Genomic DNA, 20897 nt, shown 5'->3' with positions numbered 1-20897 from the left:
GGTTAATGGTTTAATCGATCTGTAAAAATCTTACAAACTAAATATATAAATCCCAATGTTCGAAAAGAATATTGGGATTTTTTATTTTAATTGGCTGACAATGAAAATGTAAATCTTTTTTTATTAAGTTTATTCCCTAAAAACTAACAAAACTACTATGATTGGAATTTTACTTATTTATTGGATTTGGAAAGGATATACCAATTTGGCTCTTGAATATGATAAGAACAAATGGGGTTATTTTGGAATTGGAATAGCGTCTTATTATGGAGGCACTCTCGTTTCTGGATTTGTTGTTGGACTTTTAGCTGTTCTTATTAGGGGTGTTGAAAATGTAAACGATGACAGTTTTAGTAATTCAGGATGGAATATACTTTTTGTGCTTTTTGGAGCTTTGGCTTGCTATGGAGTTTACAAACTATTAGAAAGTAAAGGTGAAAAAGAACAATTAAAAAAAGAAGGAATAGAGAGTATTGGCGTGCAAGAGGAAAATTGATTTCTATTTGCTTATTAATAAGTCAAATGGCATTAAGTCATAACTGTCAATATCTGAATTATAAATTGTGCTAATGACTCAAAAGAGTTGTTGGGATTTTTATCTATATTTAAAAAAAGATTAAATTATTTATTTATTATATTTGTAGCTTTAAACTTATAAAAATGCTTAGTATTTTATTGATTTACTGGATATGGAAACCATTTGCCAATCTGGCTATTGAATATGACAAAAATAAATGGATGTACTTTTTATTAGGATTGCTTTCCTATTTTTTCTTTGCCTTACTTTTTTGTTTTCTTTATATTGGATTATTTGGATTTTTAAATGGATTTGATGCAATAGACCAAATTGAATTTGAAAATATAGGATTAAATCTTTTATGTTTTGCTTTGGGGGCCCTAGGTTGTTATGGCGTTTATGAATTTTTGAAAAGAAAACTTCAAAAACAAAGAGATTTATCAGTTAAAGAAGGGATAGAAAACATTGGTGTGTTGGAAGAAAATTAATCCTTAGGTTTGTTCTATGAAATAAAGTTATAATTAGGATTGCTTCAGGTTTAAAGCACCATTAAATTACAGCCGCGAATATCAGAATTATCAAAACGTCCCAATACTTCAAAAGAGTTGTTGGGATTTTTTTTGCCTAAATCCTGCGTGGCAATAAAAGAACAGGAATTGATGTTGGCTAAATCAATTACATTGATTCCACCAGTTTTTCCGTCTTTCACGTAAGTGAGAGCATCTTCGGGATCTCGAACCAAAATATGCATCCAAGAAGGGCATTCGAAAACGCCTTCGCCTAAAGAATATGCTTGCGCTAAAAGCTCGGTCATTCCATATTCTGAATGAATAGAAGAAACGCCGAAACCTTTACAAAGTATTTCATGTAATTCTTCACGAATCATTTCTTTACGTTTTCCTTTCATTCCTCCAGTTTCCATAATAATGGTATTTTGAAGATTGAATTGGTGTTTTTCGATCAAATCTAATAAAGCGTAAGTTACCCCAATTAGAATTACATTTTGACCCGCTTCGTCCAATTCAAGAAGCTTTTTGATTAAGTCGTCGTGATTGTGCAAATAAAACCCGCTTTCAGGCTGATTAGAGAGTTTTATTAAATCTTCTACCATATAAATTAAAGAAGAGCCTTCGCGTTCTAAATAAGATGGCAAAAGGGCTAAAACAACGTAATCTTCGATATTGCCGTAAAATTGCGAAAATCCTTTGCGGTAACTTTCCTCATATAGGGAAATATCGGTCACTAAATGTCTGCTTGTAATCATTCCAGTTGTTCCACTGCTGGTAAAAGTTACTTGTATCGGATCTGTATTAGAAACAACATCATGACTTTTGAAAAACTGAATGGGTAAAAAAGGAATTTGCTGCAGTGATTTTACTTGTTGCGGATTAACATTTAAAAAATCACAAAAATCACGATAAACTTTGTTGTTCTCGTGCTGAAAACGAAACACTTTTAATGCTATTTTTTCAAATTGCTTTTGACTCGAAATGGTAAAGATATCGTTGGCTGTGATCAAAACTTTTTTTTTGCAAAGATATTGTTTTTTAGTGTTCAGTTGCAGTATTTAGTCACAGTTTTCAGCAAAGTATGTAAACTGAAAACTGCCACTGAAAACTAAAAAAAGCTCCAAAGGAGCTTTTATCTTATAATGAGTTTTCGGGTTGCCGATGCATTTTGTTCGCTTATTTTGATGATATAAACACCTGGCGGTAATTCTGCAACACTTAGCTCTCTTGATACTAAATGCGCCTGCAATACTTTTTTGCCTAAGATGTCAAACACAATAATTTCTTTCTCTAAATCGTTTTTAGATGAGATATAGACTTTTCCGTTTGTCACTGGATTAGGATACAAGCTAAGCCCCTCGATAGAAGTAGATTCTTGAGTTTTTGGTAATTGCTTGCTGTCCTGAGCCGAAACGCTTACAGTGAAGAAAAATGCCAATAAGAAAGTAATATAAAAGTAGTTTTTTGCCATCGCGTGTATTTGATTAATGTAAATATACAAAAAAAATTACAAAAAGTACGCCAAAAAAAAACATCCTAAAGAATTAGGATGTTTTTAACATTATGTTTTCGAAGCGATTAAGAGATTGCATTACTTTAGAGGCGATTTACATTACTAAAAAGTAAAAAAAAACACCCTAATAAAATTAGAGTGTTTTTTACTATTTTTTGTTTTCTTATTATAGACCTTTTGTCCATCCAGCAGCCCAAGTTGGAACTCCTGATCCGTTTCCTGCTCCAGTTGCAGTTGTAGATTCTGTGTAAACTTTAGATACATCAGCAGTAAGTTTTCCTGTAGTTGTACCTTTTGATTTAGTAGGAACGTCTTCAAATTTAACGTTAGTAGCTAATAAGTCAGCTCCAACATATGAGATAGTTTCGTCATGTTCTACGTCAAATCCAGTTTTCCAACCTTTTAATACAACGTTATCAAATTTCCCTTTTGTACCAACTCTTAATTTGAAAGCTTGAGACTCTGCACTTGTATCAGTAGATCCGAAACCAATTAAAGTAAGGTTTTTGATAGTTGGGAAAGAAATTGGTGTAGCTAAGTGGTTGTTAGAATTGTTATCAGCTTCGATACCTCTGTTACCAGCGTTAGTTCTGATTCCGTAGAAGTTATCTCCTGTTCCACTCCATCCTTCAGTCCAGTCAAATAAATCATCACCTACAGCTGTATTGTCTTTATTAGAAACTACTAAGTGAGATGCATTTACAGTTCCACCAAACCACTCGAATCCGTCGTCAGAGCTTTCGTAAACTTGTACATAATCAATAACAGTTCCGTTTCCAACTCCAAATAAAGAAAGTCCGTTGAATTCTTTGTCACTGCTGTAAGAGAAACCTGGGTACTCAATTCTTAAATATTTAATTGATCCAGAGTTGTCGTTAGCTACAGTTCCACCGTAAGTTAACTCAGAAACTTCAGCACTAGCAGTAGTTCCTTTGTTGATAGGTGCTTTTCCACAGATTACTAAACCACCCCAAGCAGCTGGTTTTTTAGTTTCTGAAGTCATAATAACTGGACTAGCAGCAGTTCCTTGAACGTCGATTTGTCCTCCTTGTGCCACAGCAATATATCTTACTGCTTGTAATTGGTCAGCTGCTACTGCAGTTGCTTCAATGATAACTCCAGGTTTGATTGTAAGTTTAGCAGTGTTTTTAACTACTAATTTCCCTGTTAGTTTATAAGTTCCAGATTCTAATACTACCTCTCCGCTGTTGATTTCTCCTTGTAAGTTATCTCTAACTACTACGAAATCAGATTTTGGTCCCTCGTTTTTGTTGTCATCACTTGAGCAAGAAGTTGTAAGTGTTGCAAGCGATAATGCAGCTAAACCGAAAATTGTTGAAATTGTTTTTTTCATTACTTTTTTAATTAGTTTGTGTTTATGCAAAGATTAGAACTTAAGCTTTAATCAACGTTAAGCCGTTGTCATCTATTTGTTATGTGTTTTTTATTCTAACGTTAAGGAATTGATAACTCAATATTTCCAGTATGTTTCTTAGAATTGGTAGTTCATTCCCAATCCGAATGTCAGACCTTTTTTGTAGTTGAAAACCAATACGTCTCCACCTGCATTTTCTTGAACTCTTTTAAATTCTGGATTCAATAAGTTTCTTGCTCCAAAATCAATTCCAAAGCTTTTAGTCAATTTTGTTTTTAAAATAAGATCTAAAGATCCCATTGCTTTGTCAACTAAATTTCCTTTTCCTTCGTTTCCAATTGCGTAAAGCTTATCAGAATAATGGTTGTAAGCAAGAGTTGCCATAATTCCAGAGTCGTTTCTGAAGTTTTTAGTATAAGATAGATCTGCATTCAAAATCAAATCAGATGCTCCTGTAAATCCTGAACTATTATCTGTAGTGTTGATATTTAATCTACCATCTGTTTCTTCTCTTACTTTATCAGCATCAATATCTTGATGTGTTTTCATTAAAGAAGCATTAAATCCAAATGAAAGTTTGTTTGTGTATTCTCCCTCGATTTCGAAAATATTTTTTCTTGCCTCCAATTCAATTCCATAAGCATAACCAGTGTCTCCAATATTTACAAAAGAGATATCATTTGTAGAAGAAGCAATTATGATTTGGTTAATTGGATCCATAATGTATTTTCCAAAAGCAGTTACAGAGAATAACTCATCGCTTTTCGGGAACATTTCCCATTTTAAATCCAAATTGTAGTTTTGTGAAGGATACAAACTTGGGTTACCAATTACAGACTCCATTACATCTTCATAGATAAATAAAGCACGTTCCTTAAACTGTGGCAATGTGTAAGTTTTACTAGCTGCTAAACGAAGATTTTGTTTTTCGTTTAATTCATATTTTAAAACAGCACTTGGTAAAAATTCATTTCTTTCAAAAGTATTTGTTCCTCCACCTGCATCAAGCTGTGTTCTCCAGTTAACTGTCTGTGATATTCTTTCGTATCTAATACCTGCAACTAAGCTTAATTTATTAGCAAATTTGTATTCAATATTACCAAATCCAGCATGGATATCTTGTTTACCATCATAAGTTTGAGGAGTCATTCCTGCAAAAGAAGCAGTTGAGAATAAACCACTTTCATAATTTGCTTGGTTAAAAAAGGCATCTAAATTATTTGGATTTACACTTGTATTTTGACCAGTTTGGCTGATGTTGAAATTGAATTGAATAGCTTCAAAATCACGGTTTTTAAATCTTCCGTTATAACCTGCAGTGATTTTTCCTTTAGACTCTCCATCTTGATCTTGTAACTTGTATGAGAAAGCTAGATTAGCTGCTGCTTCATTTTCTGTAAGATTTTGGAAATATCTTTGGTTGTCTGTAGTAGTTCTTTGGGCAAGTGTATAAACATCTGTCGTTGGGTTATGGAACATTTTGTTTTGAGTTCTGTCTGGCATATCACCTTTTACAGTATTGTATGAAAGCCCCCAGTCCAAATCAATTTTATCAGTTAATTTATCATTTCCTAAAAGCTGATTAATAAAAACTGTGTTTTGGGTAAATGTACCTCTCTGAACAAGTAGATCAGCATTTTCATTATCAAAATCACGATCACTTCCGTAATAAGTATCTCTAGTTTGCTCAGATGTATTAACAAACAAAAAGTTGTATCCAATTTTATGGTTTTTGTTCAAACGGTAGTTAGCATTGAACATTCCAGTAGTGTTGGTGTTATAAGTGAATTTTTCTTGTTGGAAAGATTTTAATGAAGCGCCTTGAGCATTTACACTTTGGCTAAGCCCTTCTCTATACTCGTAACCATTTGCAAAACCTGCAGTAGCAAAAAGGCTTAATTTTCCTTCTTCACCAATGTTGAAAGTTTTACCTGCTTTTAGATTGAAGTTTCCGCCAAAAGGAGATTCTTTTTTAGGATTTAAACTGTTTTCAAAACTAAAACTAGTTAAAGGATTGTTTGGAACTCCGTAAGAAACAAAACCAGATTTGTTTGGTCCTTGTTGTAATAAGAAATTGCTAGAATTTGATACTGCATTAGTGTTAACTTTTGATCCTAATGAGATTTCGAACATTCCTTTTCCTCGGTAATCTTTAGATACAATATCTACATTTCCTCCGGCAAAATCACCATACATTTTTGCGCCATAAGATTTGTCAATTGAAATGTACTCAACAATATCAGTAGAGAAAAGATCTAGAGCAATGTTTTTTCTTTGCGGATCATTGGATGGAATTGGCAATCCGTTCATCGAAGTCGAGTTGTAACGGTCACCTAGTCCTCTTACGTAAACGCTGTTACTTCCTTCTTGTTTAGAAACTCCAGATGTTTTTGCAACAGCTGCAGCTACGTCGCCCACACCTTTTCTAGAAAGTTCTTGTGCACCAATAGTCTGTTTAATATCTACAGCATTTTTTTGTTCTAGAAGTAATGCAGTTTCTTTTTGTTTGCTTACCGCAGTTGCTTGAACCACTACATCTTTAAGAGTATAACTTCCTGCTGAAAGCCCTTGATTAATCGTTACAGTTTCATTTGCTTTTACAGCTACAGGAGCTTCTACAGATTCATATCCTAAAAAACTAAAGATTAAAGTATAGTTTCCAGGATTTACGCTTAAGGAATATTTTCCATCTACGTCGGTATTTACGCTAATATTTGTACCTTTAACTAAAACATTAGCAAATGGCAACGATGCGTTGTTCATATCTTTGTCAGTCAGAACTCCAGAAATCGTACCTTTGTTTTGCGCGATCGAAATCGTACAGATAAATAATGCAATAAAGAGAAATCTTAAATTGAATTTCATTTTTTTTCAGTGTTGTGTTTGTGTCTTATTATTTTTGTGCAAAGAAAGAACCGCTCTGTGAAGTCCATGTTACCGACTTGTTATGTTTTTGTGTTGTTAAGATTATCAAATTGTTACGAGATTAAATTACGGTTAACACCATTTTTTAAAGGTTCTTTTGTTAGTATATTTACCCTGTGAAATAAGAAATATCGAATGTTTAATGAAGAAGTTTCGATATAAAAATCTCAATTTTTGCTATTTATGAAAAAAACACAAACTAAGATTTTATTAGTTGACGACGAACCAGATATCTTAGAAATCGTTGGCTATAACCTTGCTCAGGAAGGCTATCAGATTGTTACAGCTTCTAATGGAAAAGATGCTATAGCAAAAGCACAGAAAGAGCTGCCAGAATTAATCATTATGGACGTGATGATGGCAGAAATGGACGGAATGGAGGCTTGCGAGCATATTAGAAAAATTCCTGAATTAAATAATGTTATCATAACATTCCTTACAGCAAGAAGCGAAGATTATTCTCAAGTAGCTGGTTTTGATGCAGGTGCTGATGACTATATTACAAAACCGATTAAACCAAAATTATTGGTCTCAAAAGTAAAGGCGCTGTTAAGAAGGTTAAAAGAACAAGAAGTTGTTACAGATACTTTAAATGTAGGCGGAATCGAGATTAATCGTGAAGAATACAAAATCATAAAAGGCAATGTAGAAATTGCTTTGCCAAGAAAAGAATTCGAATTATTTTATCTATTGGCTTCAAAACCAGGGAAAGTTTTTAAAAGAGACGAAATCCTGGATAAAGTTTGGGGTAACGAAGTTGTAGTTGGAGGAAGAACAATCGATGTTCACATCAGAAAACTGCGCGAAAAAATAGGCGAAGACCTTTTTAAAACCATAAAAGGTGTTGGTTATAAATTTGAGGTTTAGATTTTAAGATGCTAAGGTTCTAAGTTGCTAAGTGATTTTAGAATTTTGGCAAAGATTTAAACCCTTTCAAATTCTTTTAAAAATATTCAATACATTTAAACCATATAAGAATTGAAGCTGTACAATCTTCATTTTCTTATATGGTTTTTGAGTTATTCCTTTTTTGTTTTTTGATTTATTCAAAAGAAAATAACTTAAAAGCAAAACTTAATTTTCTTAATTTCTTAATGGTTCAATTTTTTCAATGAAAATTAATTTTAAAAAAACATACAAATTCGCCATAAAATCGGCATTGTATATCAGTCTCTTTACAACAGCATTTGTATTGATGTTAATGTCATTATTTTATAAAAATCAATTAAAACATCAAGTTGCGTTTGGAATAATTTTCATTATCGTAATCTATATTTTCTCTTTTCTGGTTTTACAATATCGTGTAGAACGATTTATTTACCGAAGAGTAAAGAAAATTTACGATGAGGTTTCGCTTTTAGAATCGACAACATTAATCAATCAGCCGATTAATACCGATATGGAAACGCTTTCGCGTGAAGTGAAAAAGTTTGCCACCGATAAAAAACTCGAAATCGAAATGCTCGAAATTCGTGAACAATATAGAAGAGAGTTTTTAGGAAACGTTTCGCACGAACTAAAAACCCCTTTATTTACGGTTCAAGGTTATGTTTCAACTTTGCTTGATGGAGCAATGGACGATAAAAATATCAGAAAGAAATATTTAAAACGCGCCGAAAAAGGAGTAGAGCGTCTTATCTATATAGTAGAAGATTTGGATATGATTACCAAATTAGAATCGGGCGATTTAGATTTGAATATGACCGATTTTGATGTTGTCGAATTAATTCAGAATGTCTTTGAATTGCTTGAAATGAAAGCTGATAAAAAGAAAATTAAATTGGCTTTTGAAAGTAAAAATATACAATCGGTAATAATTAGAGGAGATCAGGACAGAATACAGCAAGTGCTGGAAAATCTGATTGTAAATTCTATTAAGTACGGAAAAGAAGGCGGTCTTACAGAAGTTGGCGTAGTTAATTTAACCAAGAAAAAAGTCTTAATCAGAATTAGTGATAACGGAGAAGGTGTCGAAAAACAAAATATTCCAAGACTTTTTGAGCGTTTTTATCGAGTAGATAAAAGCGGAACAAGATCCGAAGGTGGTTCTGGTTTAGGATTGGCAATTGTAAAGCATATTATTGAAGCGCATAAAGAGAAAGTTTATGTAGAAAGTGAGTTCGGAATTGGTTCTGAATTCTCTTTTACGCTCGAAAAAGCAAATAAAGCATCAAAAATCGACGTTAAAAAATCGTAACGTCGGTTTTGCTGAAAGCCCTAAAATAAAGGTGTTTAACAATAAATAAACATAGTGATTTAGGTCATAACATTAAATTTTTATTATAGTAACATCTGGTTAATGATTTCTTAACATAGGTGCTCCATCTTTGCATCCTGAAATTAAGGGAATTACAGAACTAATGATAAAAAGAAAACTTTTAGCCGTTTTATTACTGTTAGCTTGTGCTGCCAATGCACAGGAAACTAATAAGCAAGAATTAAATAAACAGGATGTAAAAAACGAAGTAATGCGTATTTTAGATTCTATAAACAAAGCTAAACTTCCAGAGACAAAATCTGGAGGAGGAGTTGAAGAACATTGGTACGATAGAATCTCCTTGAGAGGTTACGCACAAATTAGATACAATGGCTTGCTTTCTACAAACGATAAAGTGTCTTGCGAACAATGTGATAAATCTTGGGGAACAACTTCTACAGCTCCAGATGCAAAAGCAAACAACGGACTTTTTATTCGCCGTGCCCGTTTAGTGTTTTCTGGACAAGTTCATCCAAATGTGTTTTTCTATTTTCAGCCCGATTTTGCAAGTTCGCCTTCTAGTGGAATTAATAATTTCGTACAGATTCGTGACTTGTATTTTGATCTTTCTTTTGATAAAAAAAGAGAATATCGTGTGCGTGTAGGACAAAGTAAAATTCCATACGGATTTGAGAATATGCAGTCAAGTTCACAGCGTTTAACTTTAGACCGTGCCGATGGAATCAACTCTTCAATTTTAAACGAACGTGATTTAGGAATATTCTTTTATTGGGCTCCAGCCGAAATCAGAAAGCGTTTTGAAATGTTGGTTAGAGATGGTTACAAAGGTTCTGGAGATTTTGGTGTTTTTGCTTTAGGAGTTTACAATGGTCAAATCGCAAATAAATTAGATGGAAACAGAGACTTAAATGTGGTGGCTAGAGTTACTTATCCTTTTGTTATTGGAAGCCAGATTATAGAACCTGGAATTCAGGCTTACACTGGCAAATGGGCTTTTACAGGAGAAGTTTCGCCCGGGGTTACAGTTAACGATCCTCAATATGTAAAAGATCAGAGAGTTGGAGCGACTTTCGTTTTATATCCAAGACCATTCGGAATCCAAACTGAATACAACATCGGAACTGGACCTCGATATAACGCGCGTACCAATACAATAGACCAAACCGATTTAAACGGAGGTTATGTTTTGTTAAACTATAAATGGGATATTAAAAAACAGCATATTTATCCTTTCGCCAAATTTCAATATTACGACGGAGGAAAAAAATACGAAAAGGATGCTAGAAGTTATGTAGTAAGAGATTTTGAATTTGGTGTAGAATGGCAGCCAATTAAAGCCTTAGAACTAACTGCAGAATACGTAGTAGCAGACCGAACTTTTGAAGACAGCGTCTTGCCAGTAAACCGACAGCAAGGAAATGTACTTAGAATGCAGGTACAGTTTAATTTCTAAAATCAGCACGCAGATAAAACAGATTCGCTTTCGCGAAGACGCGGATAAAAACTTATTTTTTATTTGAGAAAAAATTCAATTACCTCCAGCTTTAGCTGGAGGTTTTTTTATTGTAGTGAAGAAATAACGATAAAATCCGCTTAATCCGCGTCTTTGCGAAAGCAAATCCGTTTCATCAGCGTACAATTATGCAATTTTGTCTTCAAAAACTTTAAATAAAGAATCCCAGTCGATATTATTTTCAAATTGAGATAATCCTTGAAAAGACTTTACTTTTGATAAATCTTCAATGCTAAAGTCATCCTGCATGGCATAAGGCACAAGGTTCTCTTCCTGAAGTTTTATAGCTAGATATTCCTGTTCATATTGGCCAGGTGTTGGAATAAAAAAGGCTTTTTTACCCAGCTTTGCCAAATCCATTACAGTCGTATAACCAGATCGGCACAATACAAACTCACTTTCGTTAAAAGTCTGCTCCAGCTGTTTCGAGTTCATAAAATTATAATAGGTAACATTTCCGGCTTGCCATTTTTCTTGCGATTTTTCTACAATTCCTTGTACAAACACCACTTTTCCGGGATAGTTTGCTGCTTCTTTCTGTAATTTTTCATCCAAAAAAGTACGCTGAGGTTCAGGGCCAGACAAGATAATCATCAAATCATATATTTTTGGAGTATCCTTTTTCTTCATGCGGCTCAACGGACCAATATATTTTAGATTGAGTTCATTATTTTTTAAATGACCTAAATCTCCCGTTAAGTTAACTTTCCCGTCTGTATCAGGAACCCAGCATTCATTGTATTTTTTAATAATATGCTGATGACATTTACTCGTAAACCAAGTCGTATTTCCCGTCATTACATTCAATTGATGCGTCATAAAAACCGAAGGCACTTTTTTACTGAAAACCCCCAATCTGTTATCTGAGATTATGCCATCAATTCCGTGTTTTTTGATCCAATGATTAATCATTTTTTTCTCATCCAAAATGGCAGTAATCATTTTCGGAAGATTCTTAATCAGTTTCCATTTAAAGTTTTTACCATTCTTTGCATATTCAATATGATAAGAAGGCAATTCTAAGGTTTGTATATAAGGAAATTCTTTTCGTAACAGAGCAAGCGCAACACCATCTGAGGCGATAATCGGAATATAATTATTCTCTTGAAGCGCTTTGATAATTGGAATGCAGCGAGTGGCATGCCCAAGTCCCCAATTTAATGGAGCTACTAAAATAGTTTTATTCGCAGAATAATCTATGCTCATTTTTAACACGTTTTAAAAACGAAGATAGACAAATATGTTTTCTGTGTTATTTCGAGGGTATTACTAAATTATTAATTTAAGGTTCTAAGTTTTGGAGTTGCTAAGCTACTAAGATGCTAAGTCTCTAAGCTCAAAGATTTTCTATTTAAAAAAAGAAAGCCGAACTATAACTTCGGCTTAATCTTAGAATCTCAGCGTCTTAGCATCTTAGAAACTTAATCTTGAATATAGGTTTTATTTCCATTTTTGTTAATATAATATTTACCGCCTCTTGGTCCGGTATATACTTTTTTACCATTGTATTCGCCGGTTACTTTGTCTGGAACAGACGGTGCTTTTTCGTTAGTTTCTTTTAAAGTTTTTGTGGCCGATTTTTTAGCAGCAGTCGCATCTTTTTTTGCAGCGTCCGCTTTTGCGGTCGATTTCTTTGCGTCGGCTTTGGCATTGTCAGCAGTAGTTTTTGCTTTATCAGATTCTACAGTAGCTTTTTTTGCATCGGCTTTAGCTTTTGCAGCTTCTTTATCAGCGGTTTTTTTTGCAGCGTCAGCAGATTCTTTCTTGGCTTTTGTTGAAGCGGCTTTTGCATCATCAGCGGCTTTTTTAGATTTTGTGGCTTCTTTTTTTGCGTCAGCCGAAGCTTTGTCCGCACTTGCTTTGGCTTTTTTTGCCGAAGTTTCTGTTTTACTTTTCGTGGTTTTTGTAGTTGTTTCCTGAGCATAAAAATTAGAAGAGAAAGCAACCATTAAACAGAACAATACTAATTTTTTCATAAGGCTAAAAGTTTAAATTTCAATTAAAATTAAACAATTTATTGTCATCTTTTTCGTGTTACATTAAAAATATGCACGTAGCTGTACGTTTCCTGTATGAATCGTATTTCCGGTTTCACTTTTTCTTCCTTGATAATTTAAATTAACATCCAAAAAAGACGTAATGTTCTTTTGCAGAAGCAGTTTCCAAACCAAATTCGATCCCGCTTGAAGTCCTTCTAGCATCTGAAAACCTACTGATGAAAATTCATTTCCGCTAAATTTATTTTCATAAAAAGAAAATTCTCCATTAACCGTAACTTTCTTTTCGCCTGCATAAGAAAAAGAAGTTCCAAGTCTGTTTTGATTTAAAGTTTCCAGATTTCCAATTTGGTTTTTTTTGTTTTGAAGTTCATAAAAGAAATCCAATTTGGTGTTTTTAGAAAATAAATAACTGATTTTTGGCGCCAGCTGCCAGCCTTGAATATCATAATTTTTCTCTGTAAAATCTTTAGAAACCAAATCGGTTTTAATGGTTTTGGTAAAAAGATTAAACAGCCAGCTTTTTTGGTACAAATGGGTGTATTGAATTTGATGTGAATAATTCTGTACGTTTTGCGAACCAATAGAAAGCAGACTTTTGCCTTTATTGACCAAATAAGAATAGGTTACAGAATGTTTTTGTTTGCCTCGGTTGTAAAACAAACTGTTTCTAAAACTCGAATTCAAGCCTAAAATATTTTCTTCTGAGGAATCAAACGGATTGAGTTCTAATTTTTCACCCTCGCTTTTTACCTTTCGATCCATTATAAAAGAGGTCTGATTGTAAAAATAAGACAGTAGTTTTTTGAAGCCTTTTTCATTCTGCCATTGCAGCGGATTCAAAGTTAAAGACTGCGAAAACTTATTTTGGTTGGTTTTTATGTAAACCTGATTCGGTAAAAAGACTCTAACATATCTCGCCTGATCTTGGTAAACTGCAACTTCAAATTCTTCCAATTCCTGAATTCCGTTTCCGTTATAATCGTTCCAAGTGTAAACTCCTTGACCTGTTGGAACTTCTACGTATGTAAATTCTTGTTGCGCAATAGTTCCAGAACTTGTTTCGTAAGCTGTTCCAATCTGCATGAACTGATTAAAAAAACGATCATTGTACAGAATTCTCGAATTTAAAGAAGGTTCGTTCTGTCTCGATTTGTCTGTAAAATCTAAGTTTCGATAACTTGCATAAACTGCTAAATCGGTCTTTTTGGTCTGAATTAATTTCGACTTTAAATAATACGTCTGCGAATTGTTTACATGCTGCAATAATCCGTTTTGCAAACTATCGTTGCGTCTTTGCAGAAAACCAACTTCAACGAAAACTTTGGTGCTGTCGCCACGTCCTGTAAATACGCCATATTCTGTAAATCTTTGGCTTAAAGCCGAAAACTGATTGGTCACTTTGTCTTTTTCCTGATTGTTTTCTAATTGCATAGTACCACCAACCCAGTTTTTTCCAAAATGATATTTGGTTCTAGTCTGGTTTCTAATGAATTTTGAAGTCGAAGCTGTAGCATCAGAATTCAGGAAACTTCCGTTGTTTTCGATCGTCCAATTTTTCAGTTTGAACAAAGCATTTGTGGTATGTCGAACGCCTGTGTAGCTTTCGCTAAAATCTAATTTTTCAAACTGATATGTTAGCAAACCAATATTTGAAGTCTTATTTTTAGAAAATAAATCAAAATTTAATCCCGTAACCAAAAGGCTCTGATTGCCATAAAGTGTTCCAGTTAAATTCCAATCGCGATTAAACTCAATATTGTATAAACGTTCAACCGATTTAAAATTCTGCTGCACATATTGATAATTTGCGAAAGCGTCTAAACTCCAGTCTCTAGAAAAAAGACGTTTTTTAAGATTGGTTTTAAAAGCTACTCCTTCATTATTAGCATCATCAATTGTAGAAAATAAATTCTGGTCATTGTTACTTACCGCCAATTCAAAATCAACCAGCGTTTTCTCATCAGGATTGTATTTACCTAAAAACGTTGCGACTTGAAGTTTCATTGGCGCGACAAGCTGTACAATTGGTTCATAATTTCCTTGTAGAATTCCGTTAACAGGTTCGACATATTGATAAATTCGTTCAACGGAATTATTGTTTTGAATGATATAATTTCCGGCATTTGCACCCACCTGGCTAAATCTTACATTGTATAAAACATCAGCAGAATTATTTGAATATTCATAAACTTCAACCGAATTGATGAGTATTTTTCGATACAAAATTTTATTATCGGCATAAGTATCTTCGTAAGCAGAAGGCGCTTTCATTAAATTGATGTCATCACCCGCCTGACTTAAAATCTGAACTTGCTCTGGAGAAAGATTTTGCTGTAAAGGCTGATTTTTCATATCATTTTCAGAATATAAATAACCGCCAAAACTCCAGTTTTTATTTTCGTGAGTTGCGCCTGCGTATGTTACAAGACGGTTATAATTTCGTTCCGAATATTGGTATTCCACATTAATACGCATTTCTGAAGTAATGGTAAAAAGCGAAGTAAAGACAATTTCTCCCGCATTGTAATCAATCACATAATCGTTGTTTTCGCCTCTTTTTAATAGAACCCCGTTTACATAAACGCGTTCTGAACCCGAAATAACGAGAACATACAATTCGCCATTTTGACCTTTTAGTTTATACGGACCTTGGTTTCCTTCCTGACCTGTAAAAGTACTTCTGGCATATTGGCCTTTTACAAAAGCAACCGAAGCAAAAACATTGGTCTTACTTTTTTCGGTATCAAAATCAAAGTTGGCAGAAAGTCCCTGAACCTTTTTATTAAAGCCCAAAAATTGAGTTTTTCTGTTTTCTAAAAAAACATCGCCGGCGCGAATGTTCCAGTCCTCACTAAAAAGGTCGATGAAAATATTGTCAAACTGATCGAGTTTTTGCGAATAACCGCCATCTTGCAACGGAATATTATTGTCTTGAAGTGAAGCTCTCAAACTCACTTTGTCTGAAAGTTTTCCTGTAATCTGTAAATCTAAATTGGAATTTAAAACCGTACTTTGATTATTACCAACAGTAATGCCTCGAGTAATGCTTCCAGAAGTTTCCAGACCGTCAAAAGGAGTTACTTTTTTGGCGTTTGAATTGTTGTCTATTCGGTAAAGTTTTTCTGTTCCGACATCGCCGCTTACAATTTGTTCCGATTTGTAAAGACTGTATTCTTTGGTTAAGAGATCGGGATAATTAAGATAATTGACAATTAAAGTATCTGAAACTGATTGGAAATTTTCATTTAAAAGCAAATATCCTTTTTGAAAATCGACTTTATAAGATGTCGAATCAATCGGCTGGTTTTTAGTATTTAGAATTTGAAAAAATCCAGAATTTATAGAGACTTTTTCCAGCCGAATAGTATCTTTTGAAACCATTACTTTTTTGGTTTTGTACAGTGATTCAGTTTCCTGCGCCTGAAGCGCAGAAAACCAGAAGAAAACCGTCAAAAACAGTAATTTTTTCAACATAAATACTTTAACTCTAAAAAGTCAAAAGTAGTATTTATAATTGTGAATTGCAGTGTAGGTTATTTTAGATTTATTGGTCAATAGTATATCTTATCTTCCATTTTTAATAAAAGCCAAAATTATCAAAACAAAGAACGCGATGATTATAATAAAAATGGGATTTGCATAATTGGCGTGCCATCCAAATTCACTTATTCTTTTTGGAAAATAAGATCTTTTGTCTTTTGGGTTGTAATAAAACATTCCCCAAATCCAATTATCGGGATCATTTTCCCATTGGTTTTTAGTTTCTTCGCTTGGATCGTTAATGTTTTTCATAATTTTTTGTATTAGTTGGCTATTATAAAGTTAATTGATTTTCATTTAGAAATAATCTTTTTAGCTTTGTTAGCGATATGACAAATTTAAATTATGGATACTAGCAAAGAACTTTTATTCTTTTTTAGTGCTTTAGGAGTTTTCAACGGAATTATTCTCGGCGTGTACTTCTTCTTTTTTACTAAGAAAAAATACCTGACAAATTATTTTCTGGGGGCGCTTTTGTTTGCTCTGAGTATCCGTATCGGAAAATCTGTGTTTGTTTATTTTCATCCCGAACTTCCAAAAATGTATCTTCAGTTTGGACTTACGGCTTGTTTTTTTATCGGGCCATTTTTGTATTATTTCATCAAATCTGCAGTTGAAGAAGTGCACATAATGCCTAAATCATGGAAATTTATTCTGGCATTTTGGGGAATATTAATCGTTGTGGTTGGCATTTTATATCCGTACGAAGCGTATCCAAAACTTTGGGGAGGTTATTTAATAAGAATCATCTATTTTCAATGGTTTGTTTATATTGCTTTTGCTGGTTTTGAACTTCGCATCGTTTTGAAAAAAATCCTCAGCCGAAAAGAAAAAACAACTCCAGCCGAAATGTGGTTCGGAATGCTTTTTTTAGGTAATTTTCTCTTGTTTCTATTTTATTTTCTAGCCATTATGGGAGCGCCAGGAGCTACTTATATAAGTGGAGCAGTCGTTTTTTCGTTTATTTTATACTTGGGAATTTCGATTCTTTTGTACCGAAAAAAAACAGACGATTTGTTTTTATTGAACGGAAAGATTTCGAATAAAAAAATAGAATCAGCAGATGTAAGAATGTGGTCAGAAAAATTGGAGAACGCCATGTTTGAAAAAAGTTTATACAAAAATCCAAACCTGACACTTCAAGATCTGTCTCAAGAAATAAATATATCAAGCCATCAATTATCGCAGTTTCTAAATAATAATCTAGGAAAGAATTTTACCAGTTATGTCAACGAATTTCGAATTAACGAAGCGTGCAAAATTATCACTTCTTCAGATAAATTGACATTAGAGTCTGTGGGTTATGATGTTGGATTTAATTCCAAATCAACCTTTTTCGCGGCATTCAAAAAACATACGGGAACAACTCCGCTTAACTATCAGCTTCAGGCTTTACAATCCTAATTTGAGTATCGATTTATAAATTCGTACTCCTGATTTCGCTTTTTGCAATCTCATTTATTGATTTTCAGATGACTTTTGTTTCAAATAAAAGTCAAACTGCTAATTGTTAAAGTTTATGAGATTTCTAAAATTGGTTATCATTTCTATTTTTTTTCTGTTTTTTTCATCAATAGAAATTAAAGCGCAACGCTTCAAAAATGTTAAAGACAAAAGTTATTATAGCGATGATGTAATCCTTGGAAAAAAAACATTAAAGTCTGCTCAAGATACTGTAATTATTAAAGAGAAAGAGCACAATGAGCTAAATGAAATGGTTATAAAAAGCCAACCTTCATTATTAAAATACGGAGCCAACGGCAATATTGATGTCAATGTAAACGGAACCGTTCTGGCAACAAGCAGTTCGGTAAACGAATTGTTAGGAAGAGTGCCCAATGTTGTGGTTGCCGACGGAGAAATAAGCGTTGTCGGAAAAGGAGAAGCTATAATTTATCTCAACGGAGTTTTGATTAATTATGAACGCTTTGCCGCAATTCCCGTTTCGCAAATTCAAAAGATTGAAGTCATTTCCAATCCTTCTGCAAGATATGATGCCGAAGGCAAAGCGGTCATCAACATTATAACCAAAAAAAATATAGAAAGTGGTGTAATGGGAACTGTCAATCAGCATGTAACCGTTTCTAAATTTGGCGGAACAATTTATAATACGCTTGTTGACTTTAATTATTCCAAAGGTAAATTTTCGTTTGTAACCAATTACGGTTTACAGTTAGGAAGAAACCGCGAGTTGCTGTACACCACGAGAACACGCCCCGATCCTGATGATTTTATGAAATCTGAATTGACAACCGACTGGAAAAGGAGATTTAATAATTATTCTAATTTCGGATTCGGACTTCAGTATAGTTTTTCTTCAAATAATTTTATTTCATTGGCTTACAGCGGAAATGTAAATGATCTGGGTGGAATTACAGAAAGCAGAAATTCGATAACCAATAATTTTGGAAAAAGTTTTTATGCCACAGATGTTGATCGAAATGATGTTTTGTTAAATCAGTTTATTAATTTGAATTATAACTGGACAACTGCAAAAGGTTCGACATTGTTTATTGGCTCTCAGTTTTCAAATTACAATCAAACTATAAGAGATTTTATAGACGAAAATGGTCTGGTCGAAGAAACAGATTCGGAAAGATTTTTAAAGAATAATGTGGGAAGCCGGATTAATATAATCGCAGTTCAAGCCGATTATTCGAAGAAAATAAATGAAAAAACAAAACTCGAAATAGGAGCGAAGCTTAGCCATGCTACAATAAATTCAGGAACAGATTTCTTGATTTCTGATGATGAAGTCAATTTTGAGCTGGATGACGAACTTTCAAGTGATTTTGAATACAACGAAAAAATTGCGGCTGCGTACTTTAATTATATCGGAACATTGAACGAAAAGGTTCATTTTTCGCTTGGCGTAAGAGGAGAAAAAACAAGTTATGATTTATTTACAAATGCCAACGGAATTCAGAAATTTGATAAATCGTACGGCAATTTTTTCCCCAATGCACTTTTAAACTTTAATCTTTCAGATGATTGGAAAGGACATTTCTCTTATGTTTCCAGAATTACAAGACCGAGATATCAAGCTTTAAATCCGTATGTGATTTATCAGGATCCGTTTACTACGATTGAAGGAAATCCGAATTTGCTTCCAGAAAAAACACACGCTTTTGAAATAGGCACGATGTACAAAAAGTTCGATTTTAAAGTTGGCTATACTTATAAAATCGATCCCATTTCTGCTGCAGCTTTGCGCGGAGATACGCCAAACAGCTACATTTTAAGAGCACTAAATCTAGAAAAAGGACATACTTTTTTTACTTCACTATCCAGGGCTTTCAATGTCAAATGGTGGAATTCTGTTAACACAGCAAGCATTACCTGGCAGAAATCGGTAGACAATTATTATGAATTTGCTTTTAGTCCAGTAGAACCTCAAATTTATTTATATACTAATAATACATTTACAATCCCTAAACTTTTCAAATTGCAGCTTTTGGCTTGGTATTTAAGTGATAGAAGCTATGGGTTAGGAAGCGAAAACGGTCGTTCGATAGTCACTTTAGGAATAGAACGGAACTTTTTTAAAGATGCACTAAAACTCAATTTTACAGCCAATGACATCTTTCATAAGTTTATGGTTTCTGGTGATTATAATGTAGGACAGACTCAAATTTACTATCATCGAACGTATAGCACTGATTATTTTAAATTAATTGCAACGTATAGTTTTGGAGATTCAAAAAAGACCACTTATAAAAAATCGGAAGTTGAGCAGTCGGAGAATAATAGGGCGAGATAGGTAATTTCGCGCTTTCGGATAAAATCATTAAAACAAGAATATGAACAACACAAAGAAAACTGAATGAGCCTTTGACATTGCGTCAATCTTTGTCTTTATTCGCATTGTGATATGAATCCCATTCTAATCTTGTCCATAATCCTGTCATTTCTTGAACCAATTCAAGTTTATTATTCGCAATTAGTATTTCCAGCTCGATGTTATACTCACTATATTTGATTTTCCAATCTGTGTCTGCAAATATGAATAAATATTGTTCTTTTGTATCGTTTTGTTTTGGAAGGAGAATTTGTTTAAATTTTAATTCTCTGTAATTATGAAAGTTCTTTGTCCTACGAACTATTCTACCTTTTTGGATCAACAACTTTCGGTAATTCTCAAGTTCAACTGTTAGTCTAAGAAATTCATCAGGATGAATATTTAGAAAATCCTCAAATACTGCAATTTGCTTTTCTGTTGGCTCTAACTTTTCTTCAAATTCAGTATCCACCCAAATTTCTACAGATGAATTAAAGGCTGTCACAAAAATTTCCTTTGTTGATGTTATTAACCCACAATCTTTTTCATATTTGATTTCTTTTATTGTCATATACATTCATAGGGAATAGAGAAAAGGTAAAATATTAATTTTTTCTTCTTTTCAGTTGTGTATAGGTAATGAGAATAGCAACTGTAGAAAGAAAAGGACCAATTACTAATTTAAAATCAGAATAAGAAATGTCTTTGATGTTTTTTGTAAACAATGGACTTAAAGATATACCGATGTATAATAAACCAAGGATAATGAAAACGAATAAAAAGCTCTTTTTGCTCATTTTTAGTTCTTTAGAAAGAAAGTAAATATAATCAAAAAACAGATAAATGAAGAAAATTCTTTCGAAATAAAAAAGGCTCCACTAATGCACTGCCCCCAAAAAGTTAGACGCTATTTGGGGGCATTTTTATGGAAAGAAAAGTCAAGCACAGCTATGAATTCAAACTTGAGTGTGTAGAATTAGTAGTTGTTAAACATTATTCATTTGCATTA

The 20897-nt window shown here is 33.3% G+C and carries 17 protein-coding genes; 7 read left to right on the top strand and 10 right to left on the bottom strand.

Going from position 1 to position 20897, the window contains the following annotated elements; genetic code table 11:
- Nucleotides 1-157: 157 nt before the first annotated feature.
- Nucleotides 158-496 (top strand): hypothetical protein, encoded by a 339-nt coding sequence (locus ACFO3N_RS12550; protein WP_379798193.1) that lies wholly within the window; start codon nucleotides 158-160, stop codon nucleotides 494-496.
- 164 nt (nucleotides 497-660) lie between these two features.
- Nucleotides 661-1005, top strand: a complete 345-nt coding sequence (locus tag ACFO3N_RS12545; protein WP_379798191.1) for a hypothetical protein — start codon at nucleotides 661-663, stop codon at nucleotides 1003-1005.
- Between the two features lie 50 nt (nucleotides 1006-1055).
- Here the strand turns inward: ACFO3N_RS12545 and ACFO3N_RS12540 are convergent, their stop codons facing one another.
- From ACFO3N_RS12540 to ACFO3N_RS12525, 4 genes are all read right to left on the bottom strand, one after another.
- Entirely contained in the window at nucleotides 1056-2036 is a 981-nt protein-coding gene (locus ACFO3N_RS12540) for a LuxE/PaaK family acyltransferase (protein WP_379798189.1), read from the bottom strand.
- A gap of 122 nt (nucleotides 2037-2158) precedes the next feature.
- The gene (locus ACFO3N_RS12535) at nucleotides 2159-2497 is read right to left on the bottom strand and encodes a T9SS type A sorting domain-containing protein (protein WP_095928275.1); all 339 of its coding nucleotides are present in this window, start codon (nucleotides 2495-2497) and stop codon (nucleotides 2159-2161) included.
- A gap of 208 nt (nucleotides 2498-2705) precedes the next feature.
- Entirely contained in the window at nucleotides 2706-3893 is a 1188-nt protein-coding gene (locus ACFO3N_RS12530) for a hypothetical protein (RefSeq protein ID WP_379798187.1), read from the bottom strand.
- A 138-nt stretch (nucleotides 3894-4031) separates the two neighbouring features.
- Nucleotides 4032-6779 carry a TonB-dependent receptor gene (locus tag ACFO3N_RS12525; RefSeq protein ID WP_379798185.1) on the bottom strand — a complete coding sequence of 916 codons (2748 nt, stop codon included), beginning with the start codon at nucleotides 6777-6779 and terminating at the stop codon, nucleotides 4032-4034.
- A gap of 243 nt (nucleotides 6780-7022) precedes the next feature.
- Between ACFO3N_RS12525 and ACFO3N_RS12520 the strand changes: the two genes are divergently transcribed.
- The 3 genes from ACFO3N_RS12520 to ACFO3N_RS12510 all read left to right on the top strand — a co-directional run bounded on the left by ACFO3N_RS12520 (nucleotide 7023) and on the right by ACFO3N_RS12510 (nucleotide 10510).
- Nucleotides 7023-7706: a response regulator transcription factor gene (locus ACFO3N_RS12520; protein ID WP_008465097.1), complete on the top strand. Its 684-nt coding sequence runs from the start codon at nucleotides 7023-7025 to the stop codon at nucleotides 7704-7706.
- Nucleotides 7707-7950: 244 nt separating this feature from the next.
- Complete coding sequence (locus ACFO3N_RS12515) at nucleotides 7951-9036, top strand: sensor histidine kinase (protein WP_250835000.1); 1086 nt, start codon at nucleotides 7951-7953, stop codon at nucleotides 9034-9036.
- 163 nt (nucleotides 9037-9199) lie between these two features.
- A complete protein-coding gene (locus ACFO3N_RS12510; protein ID WP_379798183.1) occupies nucleotides 9200-10510 on the top strand; it encodes a porin in 1311 nt (436 codons plus the stop codon).
- A 186-nt stretch (nucleotides 10511-10696) separates the two neighbouring features.
- On the opposite strand, the gene ACFO3N_RS12505 is transcribed toward ACFO3N_RS12510, so the two are convergent.
- The 4 genes from ACFO3N_RS12505 to ACFO3N_RS12490 all read right to left on the bottom strand — a co-directional run bounded on the left by ACFO3N_RS12505 (nucleotide 10697) and on the right by ACFO3N_RS12490 (nucleotide 16362).
- Nucleotides 10697-11776 carry a glycosyltransferase gene (locus ACFO3N_RS12505; RefSeq protein ID WP_379798181.1) on the bottom strand — a complete coding sequence of 360 codons (1080 nt, stop codon included), beginning with the start codon at nucleotides 11774-11776 and terminating at the stop codon, nucleotides 10697-10699.
- Between the two features lie 215 nt (nucleotides 11777-11991).
- Entirely contained in the window at nucleotides 11992-12546 is a 555-nt protein-coding gene (locus tag ACFO3N_RS12500) for a hypothetical protein (protein ID WP_379798178.1), read from the bottom strand.
- 63 nt (nucleotides 12547-12609) lie between these two features.
- Entirely contained in the window at nucleotides 12610-16044 is a 3435-nt protein-coding gene (locus ACFO3N_RS12495; protein ID WP_379798176.1) for a hypothetical protein, read from the bottom strand.
- A 90-nt stretch (nucleotides 16045-16134) separates the two neighbouring features.
- Nucleotides 16135-16362 (bottom strand): hypothetical protein, encoded by a 228-nt coding sequence (locus ACFO3N_RS12490; RefSeq protein ID WP_177211900.1) that lies wholly within the window; start codon nucleotides 16360-16362, stop codon nucleotides 16135-16137.
- Nucleotides 16363-16455: 93 nt separating this feature from the next.
- Between ACFO3N_RS12490 and ACFO3N_RS12485 the strand changes: the two genes are divergently transcribed.
- Both ACFO3N_RS12485 and ACFO3N_RS12480 read left to right on the top strand, forming a co-directional pair.
- A complete protein-coding gene (locus tag ACFO3N_RS12485; RefSeq protein WP_379798174.1) occupies nucleotides 16456-17514 on the top strand; it encodes a helix-turn-helix domain-containing protein in 1059 nt (352 codons plus the stop codon).
- A 115-nt stretch (nucleotides 17515-17629) separates the two neighbouring features.
- The gene (locus ACFO3N_RS12480) at nucleotides 17630-19870 is read left to right on the top strand and encodes a TonB-dependent receptor domain-containing protein (protein WP_379798172.1); all 2241 of its coding nucleotides are present in this window, start codon (nucleotides 17630-17632) and stop codon (nucleotides 19868-19870) included.
- Nucleotides 19871-19952: 82 nt separating this feature from the next.
- Here ACFO3N_RS12480 and ACFO3N_RS12475 read toward each other — a convergent pair whose 3' ends face one another.
- Both ACFO3N_RS12475 and ACFO3N_RS12470 read right to left on the bottom strand, forming a co-directional pair.
- Entirely contained in the window at nucleotides 19953-20459 is a 507-nt protein-coding gene (locus tag ACFO3N_RS12475; protein ID WP_379798170.1) for a hypothetical protein, read from the bottom strand.
- A 34-nt stretch (nucleotides 20460-20493) separates the two neighbouring features.
- Nucleotides 20494-20685: a hypothetical protein gene (locus tag ACFO3N_RS12470; protein ID WP_141248114.1), complete on the bottom strand. Its 192-nt coding sequence runs from the start codon at nucleotides 20683-20685 to the stop codon at nucleotides 20494-20496.
- Nucleotides 20686-20897 lie beyond the last annotated feature (212 nt).

It is taken from the genome of Flavobacterium chungangensis (assembly GCF_042654045.1).
Lineage (GTDB): Bacteria > Bacteroidota > Bacteroidia > Flavobacteriales > Flavobacteriaceae > Flavobacterium > Flavobacterium chungangensis.
The sequence above is the reverse complement of the archived record's forward strand: the minus strand, read 5'-3'. Positions and strand labels throughout refer to the sequence as shown.

Bases quoted from the DNA above. Each gene is read 5' to 3' on its own strand.
- ACFO3N_RS12550 (WP_379798193.1), top strand. From the start codon at position 158: ATGATTGGAATTTTACTTATTTATTGGATTTGGAAAGGATATACCAAT.
- ACFO3N_RS12545 (WP_379798191.1), top strand. From the start codon at position 661: ATGCTTAGTATTTTATTGATTTACTGGATATGGAAACCATTTGCCAAT.
- ACFO3N_RS12535 (WP_095928275.1), bottom strand. From the start codon at position 2,497: ATGGCAAAAAACTACTTTTATATTACTTTCTTATTGGCATTTTTCTTC.
- ACFO3N_RS12530 (WP_379798187.1), bottom strand. From the start codon at position 3,893: ATGAAAAAAACAATTTCAACAATTTTCGGTTTAGCTGCATTATCGCTT.
- ACFO3N_RS12525 (WP_379798185.1), bottom strand. From the start codon at position 6,779: ATGAAATTCAATTTAAGATTTCTCTTTATTGCATTATTTATCTGTACG.
- ACFO3N_RS12520 (WP_008465097.1), top strand. From the start codon at position 7,023: ATGAAAAAAACACAAACTAAGATTTTATTAGTTGACGACGAACCAGAT.
- ACFO3N_RS12515 (WP_250835000.1), top strand. From the start codon at position 7,951: ATGAAAATTAATTTTAAAAAAACATACAAATTCGCCATAAAATCGGCA.
- ACFO3N_RS12510 (WP_379798183.1), top strand. From the start codon at position 9,200: ATGATAAAAAGAAAACTTTTAGCCGTTTTATTACTGTTAGCTTGTGCT.
- ACFO3N_RS12505 (WP_379798181.1), bottom strand. From the start codon at position 11,776: ATGAGCATAGATTATTCTGCGAATAAAACTATTTTAGTAGCTCCATTA.
- ACFO3N_RS12500 (WP_379798178.1), bottom strand. From the start codon at position 12,546: ATGAAAAAATTAGTATTGTTCTGTTTAATGGTTGCTTTCTCTTCTAAT.
- ACFO3N_RS12495 (WP_379798176.1), bottom strand. From the start codon at position 16,044: ATGTTGAAAAAATTACTGTTTTTGACGGTTTTCTTCTGGTTTTCTGCG.
- ACFO3N_RS12490 (WP_177211900.1), bottom strand. From the start codon at position 16,362: ATGAAAAACATTAACGATCCAAGCGAAGAAACTAAAAACCAATGGGAA.
- ACFO3N_RS12485 (WP_379798174.1), top strand. From the start codon at position 16,456: ATGGATACTAGCAAAGAACTTTTATTCTTTTTTAGTGCTTTAGGAGTT.
- ACFO3N_RS12480 (WP_379798172.1), top strand. From the start codon at position 17,630: ATGAGATTTCTAAAATTGGTTATCATTTCTATTTTTTTTCTGTTTTTT.
- ACFO3N_RS12475 (WP_379798170.1), bottom strand. From the start codon at position 20,459: ATGACAATAAAAGAAATCAAATATGAAAAAGATTGTGGGTTAATAACA.
- ACFO3N_RS12470 (WP_141248114.1), bottom strand. From the start codon at position 20,685: ATGAGCAAAAAGAGCTTTTTATTCGTTTTCATTATCCTTGGTTTATTA.